Genomic DNA, 15,029 nt, shown 5'->3' on the forward strand with positions numbered 1-15,029 from the left:
CTGTGGGGTTCGTTGAAAGTTGCACGCCTGCATGGCCGGCACTTTGCGACCCGGCGTGCGGCAATGGATGAAATCGTCGACTGGCTTGGCTTTTATAATTCGCACCGGCTACACTCGACGCTCGATTACGTCAGCCCCATGACGTTCGAGAAAAACTGGTTCGCCGCTCAACAGGGGCGAGCCGCATAAATCTCTCAGCTATGGGATTCGCGAAACAGGGGCAAGGTCAAAACTCGATGCGCTGCGTTCGGTCGATCCGCAGCGCGCACAATGGGTCAACGAAGCCCTGACGCGGGTCGCTGAAGGAGTGTTTCACCCAGCGTGGGACGGGTTCATCCAACTGATGGAGCTTCGCAAATGAGCACAGACCTCGCCAAACTGCGACTCATGGTGGATTCGCCGCTTGCCCTCCCATCAAGTCCAAATTTTCGACCACCGACGTGGCCGCCGACAGAAGATTTTCCGATCGTCATCGATCGGCAGGGGAAGGTCATCAGCAGGTACGGAGATACAAGTTGGGACCTGTCGCCGTGGCACGGCCATCCGCTCATGTTAGGGTTTGGTGATGGCGCTCAACGCAAGGGCGCTGGAGTGGTATCTCCAGAGAACGCTTGTCTCCTGCGTCAGGTTGCCGCGTGGATATTGTTTGCCGACCGCACGGTTAAAAAGGCTAACACGTTCTATCATGCGGTTAAAAACCTGAAGCCGATATTTGTTCTATGTTCGCAAGAGCGTATTCTCGCATCCGAACTGTTCCGGTTTCCGCCCGTCGTCGACAAAATTGCTGCATTGCTAAATCCGGCACGTGCGGACTCGGTGTTTGCGCTGCTTCACACGTTGTTTGAAAGCAGAGAAGAAGTCGGCTTTACGCTACTGAACCATGAGGCTTTGAGGCGCCTTGCGGCGGACCTGCCGGACCACGAGAACCAGCAGACGCCATACATCCCACCTCGAATCTGGACCTACCAGTTGAAGCGCCTGCGCACTTTTCTTGATGACTTCCTTGCTCATCAGAAGGAAATCGAAGAATGCTATCGCTTCTGCCTCAACGCCTACATAACAAACTTCGGTTCGCTCCGCGCGGCGTGTTCGGCCACTGAGCGACAACACTGCAACCCCCCATTTTCGCGAGATCCGCAAAGGCTCGTAACCTATCACGGGCGCTTCTGCGACGTTGCAAAGCGATTCGGCATTTATGCTTTGTTGCAGCGGTGGTGTGTGCCCACAGGTGTTTCTCTGGATAACGCAAAGATCAGCATTTTTGCAGGTTATTTGAGTAACGTCAGCAAAGTCAGTCTTACATATATCCTCAATTTTTCGCTGATGCGGAAAGCCGAAGTAGCCTCTTTGCGCGCAGACTGTTTGCTGATAGAGCAGGACCCGTCGTTTGGTCCAATTTATCTGATCAGAGGAGTGACAACTAAGACCGTGGAAGATGACGACGCCCGCTGGGTGGCCTCGCCGTCCGTCGAAGTTGCGGTCAACGCGGCAAAAGCTGTCGCGCGACTACGGTTAGAAGCCGCTAAGGGATATCCAGATGTGCTGGGCGATTCTGACGAGGTCCGAAACCCTCGTCTGCTCCAACGTGCGTATGAACCATGGGGGCACGACAAGTGCCACACGCCAATCAGTGTGCGCTCGCCGCTTCCGGGGTACGGCTCGTTGACAATGTCATGCCCGAACCTTTTTGATCCTGACGTGCTTCGTATCACCGAACCCGATCTGCAAATTGCAAGGCTTGTAACCCCGACGCTCGATAGCAACTTTTTTGAAGTAGGGAAAATCTGGCCACTAGCGTGCCACCAACTGCGACGGACTGGAATGGTCAACATGCAAGCATCAGGAGTAGTCTCAGATTCGTCGTTGCAGTATCAGGCAAAGCATGCGACCCGCGCCATGTCACTGTACTATGGGCAAGGGTACTCCCGAGTCCGCCTTAACGATTCTGCGCGAAAAGAGTACGTTCGTACAATGTATGAGATGATGGGTAAGGAAATTGCACGCCTTTTCACTGACCGCTTTCGAAGTCCTTACGGAGCCAAGCGAAAGGCAGAAATTCTGAGACTTGTCGACCCCAAGGATCTGAGAAAGCTCGCTGCAGCAGGAAAATCAGGGCAGGTGGCGTGCCGACAGACGCTACTTGGTGCCTGCACCCGTCGCGGTCCATGCGAGTACGGGGGCATCGACAATATCATCCGTTGTGGCGGCGGGGACGGTCGCGCCCCGTGCAACGAAGCTCTTTTCGATCTAGAGCAGAAGTCTTTCATTTGCGACCTCGTTGAAATGATCGATGAGAGATTGGCCAGTACGTCCGTCGACTCGCCCCTCCATCGCTCACTATGTGCACAGAAACTCGCGGCCGAGAACGCCCTCGGAATCCTCAATGAAGAATAGCGCGAACCCGTTGAACTCCGCCGAAGCGGATTTTCGCCGAGCATTCGATCGACTAAAACAAGGAACCTCCGAAACTCTGCCCGAAGGTACACCTGTTACGCAGAATAACGTAGCGAGGGAGGCTGGCCGCGATCCGTCCGCGCTTCGTAAGGCGCGTTATGCCGCTCTAATCAGCGAAATACAGCGGTGGATCAGAGATCATCCACAACACAAGCCACAATCGCAGCGCCAGACGACACTCGTCAAACGGAAAGAAAATCGCGAACTGAATCTCAGGATCAAAGAAATTGAAGCTCAGCGGGATCACGCAGTGTCCCTGCTGGTTGAAGCCGACACCAAGATACTTGAACTGACCATGGAAAACGCCGACCTACAAGCGAAACTGGCCGGCTTGGAAGGTCCATCTGCAAATTCGAAGGTCAGCCAGTTCCCAAGGCGACGCTAAGCCGGGGCAAGCTGGATCAGGGAAACACCCGCGTTGCTGGGGTGAGCCGTATGCCGCTCTGTGCGTGAAAAGGAACCGGTACTGGTTGAACCCTTGCCGCGATAACGCCGCTTATCGCGGCCGGTCGGCCCCCGCCGCCGGCCGGCCGGGGCGCACCGCCGCGCCGCGTCCCCGGCGCGGCGTAACCGGTGCCCCCGCAACGCCTAGCGCTTCAGCAGGCGCGGCGCGCCACCCTGCCCGGCCACGGCGCGGCCGCCCGGGTCGGTGGCGCGGGTGGCCCACGCCGGACGTGCACGGGATCGGGCCAGGGTTCAGACCGAACCCGCCTGCTCATGTGCTCCGACGGATTCGCGCCCGCCGCGCGCGGGCCGCCCCGTTGTCCACGTGCCGTACGCGAGAGCGTGGCAGGTATTCGCCTCCGGGTCGGACTCATCTGTCGGTTGTCGCCCCTACCGCCGGCGGTCGCGGCGCGAGCGGTTAGACGGCCGGTCTCAGGGCGCCAGCAGTCGCCAGATGGAGCCGCCCAGTGACAAAAATTCGGCCTGAGCCGACATTGGAGCGGATTGGATTCTTCGTCAGCAATGTGGCGGATTGCCGACGTTGTCGGCATCGAGCAGAGGAACGGCAGCTTCCTCGATCACCGAACTCGCACTTACGATCCTGAGCCGACGGTTGACCCGGCAGCACATATTCGGCAGCTTCCAACTACAGCGGCCATTCACTCCTCCCAGCCGCTCGCCGGTCATCGGCCTTTGCCGACATTGGGGCAGACTCGGCTCTACGCCAGCAATGTGGCGGCGGATTGCTGACGGTCGCGACATCGAGCAGCCGGACTTCAGCTTCCCGCATCAGCGAACTCACACTCCCGACCCACATCAGCCAGTTAGCCTTCGCGTCAGCGGACCTTCAATTCCCATGTGCGCCGCCTTCCAGAGCGCACGCACGACGCGAATCATCCCGGATGCAGTGCGGGTTCCCGTTTCGAAGCAGGAGCCGCATCCCGGCACGCGTTGTCGTGGCCATGAACATTCGCCCAGCAACGGTATCTGCCAGATACGCGCGAGATAGGCCATCCGTAGTCAAGCAAGATGCCTGCGTTGATTAATGTAACGCTCGCGATGGTGCGAGGATTGGCAGCGGCCCACGCGAGGCCCCAAGGGCCGCCGAAGTCGTCCATGACGAGACGGGCACGCTGGACATTGCACTCAACCAGCAAACGACCGGGATGGGGTGCGTAGCCACGCACCCTGTAGTCAAACTGTTCAGGTTTGTCGGCATTGCCGAAACCCGGCATGTCCATGGCGAGTGCCCGGCCAAATTCACCCACCCTGGCCACGAGTCGCGTCCAGTCAGCAGTCGATCCCGGATTGCGGTTCACGAAAACGACTGCGTCGGCCGCGTCGGGCCGTGCGGCCTCCAACAGAGGGGCGGATGCCATCGACGCGGACGGAGGTCTCCTTTCATGGCTGTCCGGGGGAGCGACGGCGGACGCGTCATCAGACCAGTGCGTCAGGTTGCGCGGAGCGCGCGGCCGGCCGACGCAGATCGACCCAAGCGGCCCTCAGCAGAGCGCCGGGTGACAAAAACTTTGCCGGCCCTATCAGACGCGCGCCAAAGGCGTGCAGATGTCTCGCCGCCGCCGCGTCTTTTGCCGCGGCCGAGAAGTTAAGCCGTTCGATCGCGTTAAGTCCGCGTCGGCGTGAAAAATCGACGATAAGAAAGCGATGTCCATTGAGTTCCCGAGAAACACGCCTCGCATAGCTATGCAGGGCCGGCGCAATCGGGTGCCCTTGCCGTAGCGCCGGAGTAACAGTGTCGACGAGCCATTCCGCCGTCTGGAACGCGAACCCGCAACCGACGCCCCACAGGGGGTCGATACTCATTAGGGCATCGCCGACGAACGCGATGTTCCCAACAGCCGGCTGCCGCCACAAATTCGGATAGTCCTTGATGAGCAGCGCGTTGTCGAGCGGCTCGGCGGAAGCTAGATCGGGGGCATCTGGAAAACCAGCCATGCTTCGCTCGAGTGCCTCACCTGGATTGCCGCGAAAGCCGTCGAGCTTGTCCTTGGTCGCCATGTAGGCAATCACCGTAACGTTATTGTCATTGGGAAATACGTAGCCGGTCTCCGGACCACGCAACCACATTTGCGAGCAAGTTCCCCGCCGCAGTGACACGCCGTGGTAAGCGCGAATCGCACCGAAGCGACAGTTCTCCGACGAGGTAGGCTTGATCCCGGCGAGCGTCGCCAGCGGAGAGCTGCGGCCGTCCGCACCGACGATCAGGGGCGCCGAGACTACACCCGTGCGGCTCCCGCCAAGATTGACGCCACTGACGACACTGTCCTTTTTCACGAGCCCGCTCACGCCGCAGCCGAACAGGGTTGTGACGCCCGGGGTGTTCATCGTCAGTTGCCGCAGGATCGGATCAAGAGTTTGGCGCCGGATGTTGTACCCGAAGGCAGGCTCACCGTTTTTGTCGAGCGGGGCGACGTCTCCGGTCCAGCCATAGCGAGTCCAGATATCAACGCCGTTGCGCAAACCGCCAGCGTCCTCAATCAGCCGGTCAAGACCCAAATGCCGCAGCGTTGGCGTCGCTGACGCCTGGATGAAATGTGTACATAACCGCTTGAAAGCGGCCATGTCGGAATGATGTTCGACCAGCGCGACACGCAGGTCTTGCAACGCAAACAACCGCGCTGCCGTACACCCAGCGAGACCTGCACCTATGACAACGACATCAAAGCGGCCATTCATCGGCGCGCTCGATGGCGGTGGCTCAGTGTCGCAGACTTCGGTGTTGTTCACCTCGTTCTCCCGCCAGAATCCAAGCCGGTACAGGGTACGACTTTACTCACTATAGGCGCAGCTTGGGGCATGAACCGACGCTATCCGGTGGGCTACATCGTTCGGCGATGACGCAGAGCGGACCAATACCGGTCCGTAACGACTGGCTGCTGCCGGGCCGATCCGAACAGCGAAGATGACAATCGACTTGAGTATCTCTTGCGATGAGAAGCTCAAGTCGGAGAATGCGACGAGCGTCTCCCGAGATCCCAACCTCGCTGATAAACGGCCACTCAGCCTCGCGACTATCAACGCCGACAGGAGCCGGAGCGACCGATCGCCTGACGTTTAGCTTTGCCCTGACGAACGGTGGCGCCAGCGAACACCGGATGAATCTGTGCCTCGGTTTGTCCGCGATGTGCCCGCAGCGAGTCGAGGTGAGATTTAAATGTCGGCGTGCGTGTCGCGTCGTAGTTGAGATGTCATGGAGCCGATCGAGTCAGCGCAGATAAGGCGTAGCGCGTCAGACGCCTGCACCTACAACCCGCATGTTAGCCGCATGCTTTCCAGAAAAAAGGTGGTTATTCAGCCTGGAAGCTTTGCCTGCTAGCAACCTATACTTGTGGTGCCTTGCAATCCACAGTGGCCTTGTTCGCAATCGGCGAATTTTGCAGACCAAATTAGTTGCGACTGGCGGGCTCCGTCGGCGAGCTTCCACGATCCCAGTCGATCGCAAACAATTTGGGCTAGCGCAGTCCACGACTGCAAGCCAGAGCGTTTTCGAGTGCATCCGTTACATTAACGGAGAATGCTGATGCAACAGAAACTACGTGCTGCGGTTGTGCAATCGGGATCCGTGGTCTTCGATGTTGATAGAACCATCGATAAAATCGCAACGTTCAGCGCCGACGCCGCACGACAGGGTACTCAACTTATCGTATTTCCTGAAGCATTTGTCTCAGCCTATCCAAAGGGGCTCGATTTTGGCTCGACAATCGGTGGAAGAACCTCTGCCGGGCGCGACGACTATCGCCGGTACTATGACAGTGCGATAGAAGTGCCAAGTCCTGGCACCCGCCGGTTGGGGGAGATCGCCGCCGAGTACAAGCAATACATCGTGATCGGCGTCATCGAGCGGGACCACGGCACGTTGTATTGCACTGCGCTGTTTTATGGTCCGGACGGCATGATGCTCGGCAAGCATCGCAAGCTGATGCCAACCGCCGGCGAAAGGCTGATCTGGGGCTATGGCGATGGGTCGACCCTCCCGGTTTTCGACACGCCGTTCGGCAGGCTCGGCGCAGTCATTTGCTGGGAAAACTACATGCCATTGATGCGTATGGCAATGTACGCGAAGGGTGTGCAGATTTACTGCGCCCCCACCGCTGACAGCCGGCCGACGTGGGCTTCCTCGATGCAGCACGTTGCCCTGGAGGGGCGCTGCTTTGTATTGTCGGCCTGCCAGCACCTGCGCCGATCGGATTGCCCTACCGACTATGCCGCAATCCAGGGTAACGATCCGTCCACTGTGCTGATGAGCGGTGGAAGCTGCATCGTCAGCCCGCTTGGCGAACTCATTGCCGGCCCAGTCTTTGAGCAGGACGCATTGCTCGTGGGCGATCTCGACCTCAACGACCTTGCGCGGGCGAAATATGACTTTGACGTCGTGGGTCACTATTCGCGGCCGGACGTCTTCCGTCTGCACGTCAACGAAGCGGCGACGCCTCCCGTCGTGTTCGAGAAAAACGGATTCGGCAGCGGCTCCTGAAGGTCAATGCGGGCAAGCGAAAGGGACCTCCAATGATTGTCTACAAATTCGGCTATGGAGTCAGCGTCGACTCGCCAGATATCAGTCCGTTCGTCGTCAAGCTGGAAACCTGGTTGCGCATGTCGGGGTTACCATACGAGACTCGCATCGGCAACCTTGGAAGGATGCCGAAACACAAGTTGCCGGTCGCGTTGATCGATGGAAAACTCATCGCCGACTCGTCGCTCATCATTGAACACCTGCAGATGCGCAATCCGGAAGCTCTGAACGACAGTCACCTGACGCCCCTACAGCGCGCACAGTCTTTGGCGATCAAGGCATTGTTCGAGACGCACCTTTACTTCGTGGGGCTCTACCTGCGCTGGGGCATCGACCGCAATATGGACATTTACCGTCCGATGCTGGTCGATTACGCGACGCACAGTGCGCCAACCTTTGTCAGGCCTGTTGTTCCGCTGTTCGCCCCGCTCGCGCTGCCGCTTGTGCGGCGCCGCATGATGCGGCAAGCATGGGAGCAAGGTATTGGGCGCCACAGTCATGAGGAAATCGTCCGAATGGGCATGGCGGCGTGGGGGGCGGTGGCGGACTTGCTGGGCGAGCAGGCATATCTGATGGGCGACCGGCCGAGCACCGTCGACGCCACCTCGTTTGCCTGGATACACGTGGGTCTCGTTCACCCATTTGAGAGCCCGATTCGCGATTACATTGCATCACAAACGCATCTCGTTGCCTATCACGACCGCATCTGGCAGCGTTGCTGGGCCCCTCAGCCAGGCGGAACGTCATAGGCGACTCCCACGCAACGGCGCCGACTGGTCCTAAGCCACCTCGCTACGACGTTCCACAGTTTCCACAGAGCAGATCGTTGCTGATCTTCCGCATACCGTAATCGGTAATTCACCGACGTCCTTGCGGTCTCAGACGATGTGATGCAGGGGCGAGCGTAGCGGGTTGTCGGCGAAGAGCGATTTCCATATCCGCGGCGTGAGCTCGTGCACGCGCGAAGCCGGATGCTGGCCCACGCGCAACAGCACCAGAAACCGACCACTGTCAGATTTGGTCTAGGCTATTGCATATAAATTTACCGCCGAGGTTGTCCTACGTACATCCTGGATTCCAGCGAGCTCCCACCTCCTCTGTAAAACTTGTGATGCAACGCACCGTCCGCGCCGATTCCAAAGATATCAATTAAGCGACCGGTCACTCGCGACGCGACGGCGACCGGTTGCCTTGTGAACTTGCCTCCGAGCGATTCCCGACCGTTTCGGGGGACCTAACTATCACTTACCCGTACTTAGTGATACATGGCACCGTCCGTACCGAGACAAAGGACCTCTATTTCAGCCTGTTCGGCTTGGCGACTCTCATCGCTAGGAAGTCATTGTTGCCACTCTTTGAACCGCCCCGGAAATCGTGGAGGCTGGTTGGTTTAAGTTGATGCGGATTCGGCGACCGGTGTTTCAAGTTGCCGATAGTAGTTTGCCTCAGCTTCAGCAGGCGGGATGTAGCCGAGGGGTTCCATCGATCGATGATGATTGAACCAGGCCACCCATTCCAGCGTAGCCAACTCGACGGACTCCCGTGTTTTCCAGGTGCGGCGATGAATCAGTTCAGCCTTGTACAAACCGTTGATTGTCTCGGCCAGTGCGTTGTCGTAACTGTCGCCACGGCTACCAACCGAGGGCTCTATGCCCGCTTCGGCCAGTCGCTCGCTATAGCGAATGCTAACGTATTGGGCGGATTCAACCGGTCGTTGCAACACCTTTGATCGAGGAGGTGTTGCATGGGACGAAGTGCAAAGCAGGTGTATCGGTTGACAGGGCGAGAAGCGATGTACTCGCCGGGTGCGCCATCACTTGGACATGTGATGGAGCGTCGGTTTTGGCAACAGATCGCAACGGGCATTACAAGCGAGAAAGCAGCGGAGGCGGTAGGCGTATCTCAAGCGGTAGGCTCGCGCTGGTTCCGCTATCGTGGCGGCATGCCACTATTCATGTCGAAACCTATCGCTGGTCGATACTTGTCGTTCGCTGAGCGGGAAGATATAGCGTTGCTCTCGGGACAAGGTCACCGGGCCGCCCACCTTGAAATCCATTCTCCGCTCGACTTCTTCGTGTTTCGTTATGCTGATAGCATGCGCCATCAATCGCCTGAATGAAAATATCCCCACTCGAATAGCAACCGCCCGCCGCCAACCCAACGTTGGGCGTCGCTCCGATTCCATCGCGCCTGCCGATACCGTCAGCGATACCGGCATTCCCTCCCGGCACTCAACGGCTTGAGGTGGGCCGCATTGGAAAATCACCGCTGCTCGCCTAAAGAATTTCGCTTAAACCACGCATCTGAAGATGACTTGGGAGGTTGGTACCGTCAGCGATACCGTCGGGTCACGGCCTTTTCAACGCGATCAACGCCGAGCCATCGTTCGAGCTTCTCTGATCAACGACGACTTGCAAGGTACAACCGCCACTTGCCTAACTGAGTCGGCCGGCGGGTGATCGGTGCAAAGCTGCCGCTCGCAGATCGCGGCGGCGCGACCGCTTTAGATTTCAGACCGGGCAATCTGTGATCGGGTCCGACGGACTCGGCACATGGACGCCCCCGGTTTGCCAAGCTTTCAAATCGTGAAGGCTGGAAGGTAGATTGCAGCCGTACATTCGGTACTTTCGCATGGGAAGTACGATCACCCGACAGAGATGGCGTTGCTGCAGTGTCAATCAGTTGACGAACCCACGATCGGAAGGCTGGTCATCTGGGACATTTATGGACATACAGCCGCGAGCAAGGTCGCGCCGCGAATCATCGATCTACGAACCGCAGATGTATCGAATCAGCCGCGAAGCGATGCGGACCAAAGGGTTTGCTTGCAAGGAGGAACGATGTCTATGAGTCGCACACGTTACACAGTGTAGAGCTGCGTCCCAATCTCGGTCCCTTCGGCGTAGACTTTCAGCGTGACGTCGCCATGTTTCGCCTCCTTATTTTCCTTGAGCAGTTTACAAAGATAGAGCACAACATGAAAATCTTCGGGAACTATGCAACCATGGCTTCCGATGTTACCTCGGCCATGGATGGCAAAGCCAGTCCTTCCGAACATTTCGTTCCCAGCGGATGGAATCAGTCTAATCCAATTCGCCTTAGATTCATGCAATTGCAAAAAGTAAGTCCCCTGAGGCAACGGTCCAAACATACGGCTTCCTGGTCCTCCGATATGAGTGGCCAGGGAATTATTTGCTAGCAGCCTATTTACCGCGCCCTTAACCTTTGATCCAGATCGACCTCCCGATCCCGCTGAAGCGCATATATGGTGTCCTGCGATTTTTCCCTTCAGGATGCCGGACTCGATGTTGTACGTAAGATCTGCCATGATGGATCGGCTCCATTTAGTGGTCCTTTAAGGACGGCACTATCAGTATCTGCTCATACAGCGTTGACCAAGTGCATTCTGTGCGGCAGAAAACATGTGTTTTCTTTCCGTAATACCCAGCCGCGACACAGTCGAACTCGCAGCGGATCTGGCTGAAAGCAATCAACAGAAGCAAATACGTGGGCGGCATCAATGGAAGTAGTCGCTAATGTTAGGGTAACTGCGTTGACCTGAGAAACGGGAACTGACGCAGCAATCGGTCTGGTCTCGATCGTAACGTCAGCTGAGCCACGCACAGTAAAAATAAACGCGCGACGATGCGCAACCCGAGTTCTTTGCCTGAAGCAAAAGAACAAAGGCATGGCAATCGTGCAGAGGGTCAACAACGATGACGCGTATCCTCGCACGGCCAAGCTGACACACGGGTGACCGCCAGACTGATGATGCAGACGTCTTAGCTTCCTCCTCCGTCTCCAAAGAGTGCGAACGGTGCCCAGAAAAGGGGGTGGGCATACGACACGATCATCTTGCCATCTCTGAACCGTCCAGATTTGTCGATCATCGCTATCATGGCTTGCCGCAATGCTTGTGCGCGTCCCAGCGTCGGATCCGCCCTTTGAAGAGAGAACAGTTGGGTTGTCAGTTCTTGGGCCGATTCGGTTTCCACTGCCCAATGCGTTGCAAGCAGAGCGCGCGTGCCCGCGAAGAAAAAAGCCCGCCCGAGGCCTGACACCGCCTCGGAACCCGCGCCATCGGCCGCTGCGGTATTGCAGGCCGACAGCACAACCCAGTCGGCGTCCAGTTTGAGCGCGAGCACATCATCCATCTTGAGCAGCCCATCGCCCGTGCCACCCACCACGCGTGGGTTGGACAAGGCCAGAGCAGGTTGCTCGAGCCCGTCGAGGTCGCCAGGCACCAGTCCGTGCGTGGCAAACATGACGATACGGCGATCGGCGAGCAACGGGCTCTTCGCCGCCCTTACCGTCGCAGCCGCGCCGAGCAAGACGTCCGAGCTTTCATCCGCACCAAGCGCACGGGCGACGTTGCGCACCTCGTCGGCCGTTTCCGGGAGAGGCATCAGATCGTCCAGATGCGCCGAGACGAGCGCCTGGTTGTCCAGTGCGCCACGATTGGTGATACGTGTATCAAGTACATGGATGGTGCCCGCACCGCGTTGGCTCAATTGAAGCGTTCTGGCTGGCTGATCTGCGCTAAAGAGGGGGTCGCCGAAGCCGATGAAATTTTTGCGGGTGCCGGTCACCTGCGATACTCGACGCAGACTGACGAAGGCCGCTGCCGACGGCACGCTCGAAGTGGCGTGCGTGCGGACCAGCCATGCGACCTGCCGATAACCGTCGAACATCGCCTGACCGTCGGTCCGACGCGCCGGCAAATCCACGGGCAGTAACGCAAACGGCACGAAACCAAGCGCTTCGTCAGGGACGATGACGAGCGAATGCGCGTGCTCCCATCTCGGCCGTACAGGTTCGAGCACCTGTTTGTAGATGGCGTGGCTCGCGGCGAAATCGAACGGCTTAATGCTTGCGAAGGTATCGCCATGTATTTCGGTCGTCGCCCGGACCGACGCCACAAGGCGGCCAATTTGCTCACGCCCGCCGCTGGACGCGCGAAACATGATCGAGCCGGAAGGATCGACACTCCAGATGTATGTGCGATCGCCGGTGAGGAACGTCATAACCAGCGCTTCGTCGGATTGCAGTGCCTTCGCGACCGCGCTCACGCCCACGCTTGGCGATTCCAGTGCGTCGCCGCGCTCGCCGAGGTGCGCGGTTAACTCCTTGTGGACACTTTCCTGTTCTTGCTGAGTCTGCTTCAGTTCGTCGACGAGATTTGCCGTGATCTGCAGGATCTGCGGGCTCGGTCGAGTGGCTGACAGCGTCGCGAGATGAACGCGCAATGCACTTGCGCGCAAACTGAGATCCTGTTCCTGACGAACGGTGTTTCCTGTTTGCGACGACGAAGCGGCGGCTCGCGCGGACGAAGCCTGAATCGCTCGACGCACCTCGCCTTCGCGTGCCGAATCTGCCATGACAAAAGCTTGCTCGGCCATCTGCCGCCTCGCGTTGCCATCGCTCGCGTGCGCAGACGCGTCGAACAGCATGCCGACGTAGCATTCCGTCAGGAGACGGTAGCGCACATGGTCGAATCCGTTATCGCCCCCACGGTTCGTGGCGTGTTGTGCAAATACGTCAAACTCCGCGATCGCCGCGGCACTCTGTCCGGCATGCACAAGTGCGAACGCATGAATCGCGCCTGCCTCGACCCATTCGCGGCTGCCTTCGCCGTACATGCTGCGCCGCAGTTCCACCAGGTTACTCGCGAGCGGAAGCGCCCGCGCGGACTGGCCATTCGCGGCCAGAGACAGAATCGCGTCCGGGGACTGCTGAAAGAGCGATCTCGCGAAGAAGTCGTCGTCAGGCAGCGCCGCTTTCGCCTGCTCAAACGATGCAAGGCTCCTGGACAAGTCACCTTCCGCCAGAAAGATTCGCCCTTTGAAATGCTCAATCAGGCGGCGTTGACGTGCATCGGGTGGCACCTTCATCTCGTCCAGAATCGCTACGGCTTCGTCACTGAGACGAAGCGCATCGGCGATGTGATTGCGGGCATAAACCGCTTCGCCCAGGGCAAGAATGGCGTCGACGGTATCAAGGTTGTTTCGCCCCACTCGATGAAGCAGCCTGCGAATCACCTGACGATCTATCGCCTCGGCCTCGTCATATCGCCCCTGCATCACCAGATTCGTGGAAAGATGCAGCAACCGTTTCTCAATCCAGTTGGGCGTCCGGTCTTTGCGGGCGCTGTCTTCATACGCGGTAATTGAGTCGCGTATATACGGCTCGGCTTTTCGCCACTGCCCGTCCGACTCCAGTATCAGATATTCGACTGTCGGGGCGCGCCACTCCTGTGGCGGATCGGATTGGTTGATGCGGGTCATCAATTGTTGGGCTCGGCGACCCGCATTGCGAGAGTTGCTCGTGTCGCCCATTGATGCATAGATGGCACTCAGCGTTTCATAGTTGCCGATTGATTTCGGCACCTCGCGTAAGGCCTGTTGCATGAGCTCGATGGCCGTTTCGAAGTTGCCGGCCGCTGATTCCGCGTTGGCGAGTTCGCGTACCACGTCACGTCGCACACCTGAGACGCGAGTGGGCACCGTTTGCTCATAGGCCGTACGCAGATCGGCGAGCGCCTGTTCGGGACGGCCAATCTGTTCGGCTGCACCCGCACGTTTCCAATAGAAGGTCACGGGGCTTTGACCTTCCGGCGGCGCGCTTGCGTCGGCCATCGCCGTGAGACGTTGCAGCGTGGCCTCGTTGCCCTTCACGGTGCGGATTTCCGTGAGCATGTCATTCGTGTTCCGCGGCGGCTGCAGGATTGGCTGAGCGGATGTCGAGAGCGGCATCTTTGCCGCCTCGTCGTGGCGTGTCAGCGCGCCGGACGAGCAACCGGTAAGCAGCACCGTGGTAAACCACAATGCGAGGCGCACGTTCGATTTCGCTTTCACTCGCCTCCTTTGGCCGAAGCAACGCCAAATAAAGGTCGTTCCTTCAGCCTTATTCTCTGCGTATGACGGTCGGTTCTTAGTGAATGGTTCGTTCCCACCCGTGACGCGTCGATCCAGTGTAGTCACGGAAGCTTACGAGACAACACGAAAGCACTTACCGAACGCTAGCCAAGTAGACTATTTCACCTTGGGCGAGTTGACCGTCGGAAAAGGAACGTTTGCAACGTCTGCATACATACGGGAGAGCCGCGATGCGTACACGCGCTCATCTATGTCTCGAAACATTTCGTCGGACCGGTCCCGTCTTCGAAATGTTCGCTAGCGTACATTTCGAACAAATGACCTCGGCATACATGTAGTTGGATGCGCCCCGTCCGGGTACGCGCTGGCGAGCGCATTGCATCGCATCGCCGCAGCGTCTCCAGTATGTCATCCGGTGCCACCTCTCGTCGGACAAGTCCCAGGCTCGGAAGACTAGTCGAAGTTCCTTTTGCCGATGGCTGTGCGGCCGGCAATGATCGGAAGCCAAGCGACAGCTCGTGGGAGGTCCGACATTCGCGGTTGTCGAAACGCGAATGTCGGGAAAGCATCTCGTAACCGCCTCACCAACGCCGGTCTCCGGCTGTCGGGAATGGCCGAACTGTACTCGACGGTCCTCGGGCGGATCTCCGATGCACGCCATTCATTCGGGTGACGGTTTCGCAGGATGGGTGAGCGGCGACAACTTGCCCGCTTCGCCGGAA

9 protein-coding genes and 2 pseudogenes are annotated in these 15,029 nt (G+C 58.5%); 6 read left to right on the forward strand and 5 right to left on the reverse strand.

All coding sequences use genetic code 11. The features are described 5' to 3' along the window. The 3 genes from HDG37_RS31085 to HDG37_RS31095 all read left to right on the forward strand — a co-directional run. A partial coding sequence (locus tag HDG37_RS31085) for an IS3 family transposase (RefSeq protein ID WP_184054361.1) occupies nucleotides 1-189 on the forward strand: 189 nt, incomplete at its 5' end. A 168-nt stretch (nucleotides 190-357) separates the two neighbouring features. Continuing rightward, nucleotides 358-2,394, forward strand: a complete 2,037-nt coding sequence (locus HDG37_RS39680; RefSeq protein WP_184054363.1) for a hypothetical protein — start codon at nucleotides 358-360, stop codon at nucleotides 2,392-2,394. After that, complete coding sequence (locus HDG37_RS31095) at nucleotides 2,384-2,839, forward strand: hypothetical protein (protein ID WP_184054365.1); 456 nt, start codon at nucleotides 2,384-2,386, stop codon at nucleotides 2,837-2,839. The genes HDG37_RS39680 and HDG37_RS31095 overlap by 11 nt, the downstream gene beginning before the upstream one ends. Before the next feature lie 952 nt (nucleotides 2,840-3,791). On the opposite strand, the gene HDG37_RS31100 is transcribed toward HDG37_RS31095, so the two are convergent. Together HDG37_RS31100 and HDG37_RS31105 are read right to left on the reverse strand one after the other, a co-directional pair. After that, nucleotides 3,792-4,217, reverse strand: a complete 426-nt coding sequence (locus HDG37_RS31100) for an alpha/beta fold hydrolase (protein ID WP_184054367.1) — start codon at nucleotides 4,215-4,217, stop codon at nucleotides 3,792-3,794. Nucleotides 4,218-4,335: 118 nt separating this feature from the next. Further along, nucleotides 4,336-5,646: an NAD(P)/FAD-dependent oxidoreductase gene (locus tag HDG37_RS31105; RefSeq protein ID WP_184054369.1), complete on the reverse strand. Its 1,311-nt coding sequence runs from the start codon at nucleotides 5,644-5,646 to the stop codon at nucleotides 4,336-4,338. Between the two features lie 793 nt (nucleotides 5,647-6,439). Between HDG37_RS31105 and HDG37_RS31110 the strand changes: the two genes are divergently transcribed. Both HDG37_RS31110 and HDG37_RS31115 read left to right on the forward strand, forming a co-directional pair. Next, the gene (locus tag HDG37_RS31110) at nucleotides 6,440-7,393 is read left to right on the forward strand and encodes a carbon-nitrogen hydrolase family protein (RefSeq protein WP_184054371.1); all 954 of its coding nucleotides are present in this window, start codon (nucleotides 6,440-6,442) and stop codon (nucleotides 7,391-7,393) included. A 32-nt stretch (nucleotides 7,394-7,425) separates the two neighbouring features. Further along, nucleotides 7,426-8,181, forward strand: a complete 756-nt coding sequence (locus HDG37_RS31115) for a glutathione S-transferase family protein (RefSeq protein ID WP_184054373.1) — start codon at nucleotides 7,426-7,428, stop codon at nucleotides 8,179-8,181. Nucleotides 8,182-8,822: 641 nt separating this feature from the next. Here the strand turns inward: HDG37_RS31115 and HDG37_RS31120 are convergent. Next, a pseudogene (locus HDG37_RS31120) lies at nucleotides 8,823-9,131 on the reverse strand (integrase core domain-containing protein); the annotation flags it as partial. Between the two features lie 66 nt (nucleotides 9,132-9,197). Here HDG37_RS31120 and HDG37_RS31125 point away from each other — a divergent pair. Next, nucleotides 9,198-9,458 (forward strand): annotated as a pseudogene (locus tag HDG37_RS31125) (IS30 family transposase); the annotation flags it as partial. An 834-nt stretch (nucleotides 9,459-10,292) separates the two neighbouring features. Here the strand turns inward: HDG37_RS31125 and HDG37_RS31130 are convergent. Both HDG37_RS31130 and HDG37_RS40125 read right to left on the reverse strand, forming a co-directional pair. After that, a complete protein-coding gene (locus HDG37_RS31130) occupies nucleotides 10,293-10,760 on the reverse strand; it encodes a hypothetical protein (protein WP_184040692.1) in 468 nt (155 codons plus the stop codon). 454 nt (nucleotides 10,761-11,214) lie between these two features. Next, nucleotides 11,215-14,286: a CHAT domain-containing tetratricopeptide repeat protein gene (locus HDG37_RS40125; protein WP_184054375.1), complete on the reverse strand. Its 3,072-nt coding sequence runs from the start codon at nucleotides 14,284-14,286 to the stop codon at nucleotides 11,215-11,217. Between the last annotated feature and the right edge of the window lie 743 nt (nucleotides 14,287-15,029).

Source organism: Paraburkholderia sp. MM5384-R2, from assembly GCF_014201025.1.
Lineage (GTDB): Bacteria > Pseudomonadota > Gammaproteobacteria > Burkholderiales > Burkholderiaceae > Paraburkholderia > Paraburkholderia tuberum.

Coding starts and splice junctions, on each gene's coding strand:
- HDG37_RS39680 (WP_184054363.1), top strand. CDS start 358: ATGAGCACAGACCTCGCCAAACTGCGACTCATGGTGGATTCGCCGCTT.
- HDG37_RS31095 (WP_184054365.1), top strand. CDS start 2,384: ATGAAGAATAGCGCGAACCCGTTGAACTCCGCCGAAGCGGATTTTCGC.
- HDG37_RS31110 (WP_184054371.1), top strand. CDS start 6,440: ATGCAACAGAAACTACGTGCTGCGGTTGTGCAATCGGGATCCGTGGTC.
- HDG37_RS31115 (WP_184054373.1), top strand. CDS start 7,426: ATGATTGTCTACAAATTCGGCTATGGAGTCAGCGTCGACTCGCCAGAT.
- HDG37_RS31130 (WP_184040692.1), bottom strand. CDS start 10,760: ATGGCAGATCTTACGTACAACATCGAGTCCGGCATCCTGAAGGGAAAA.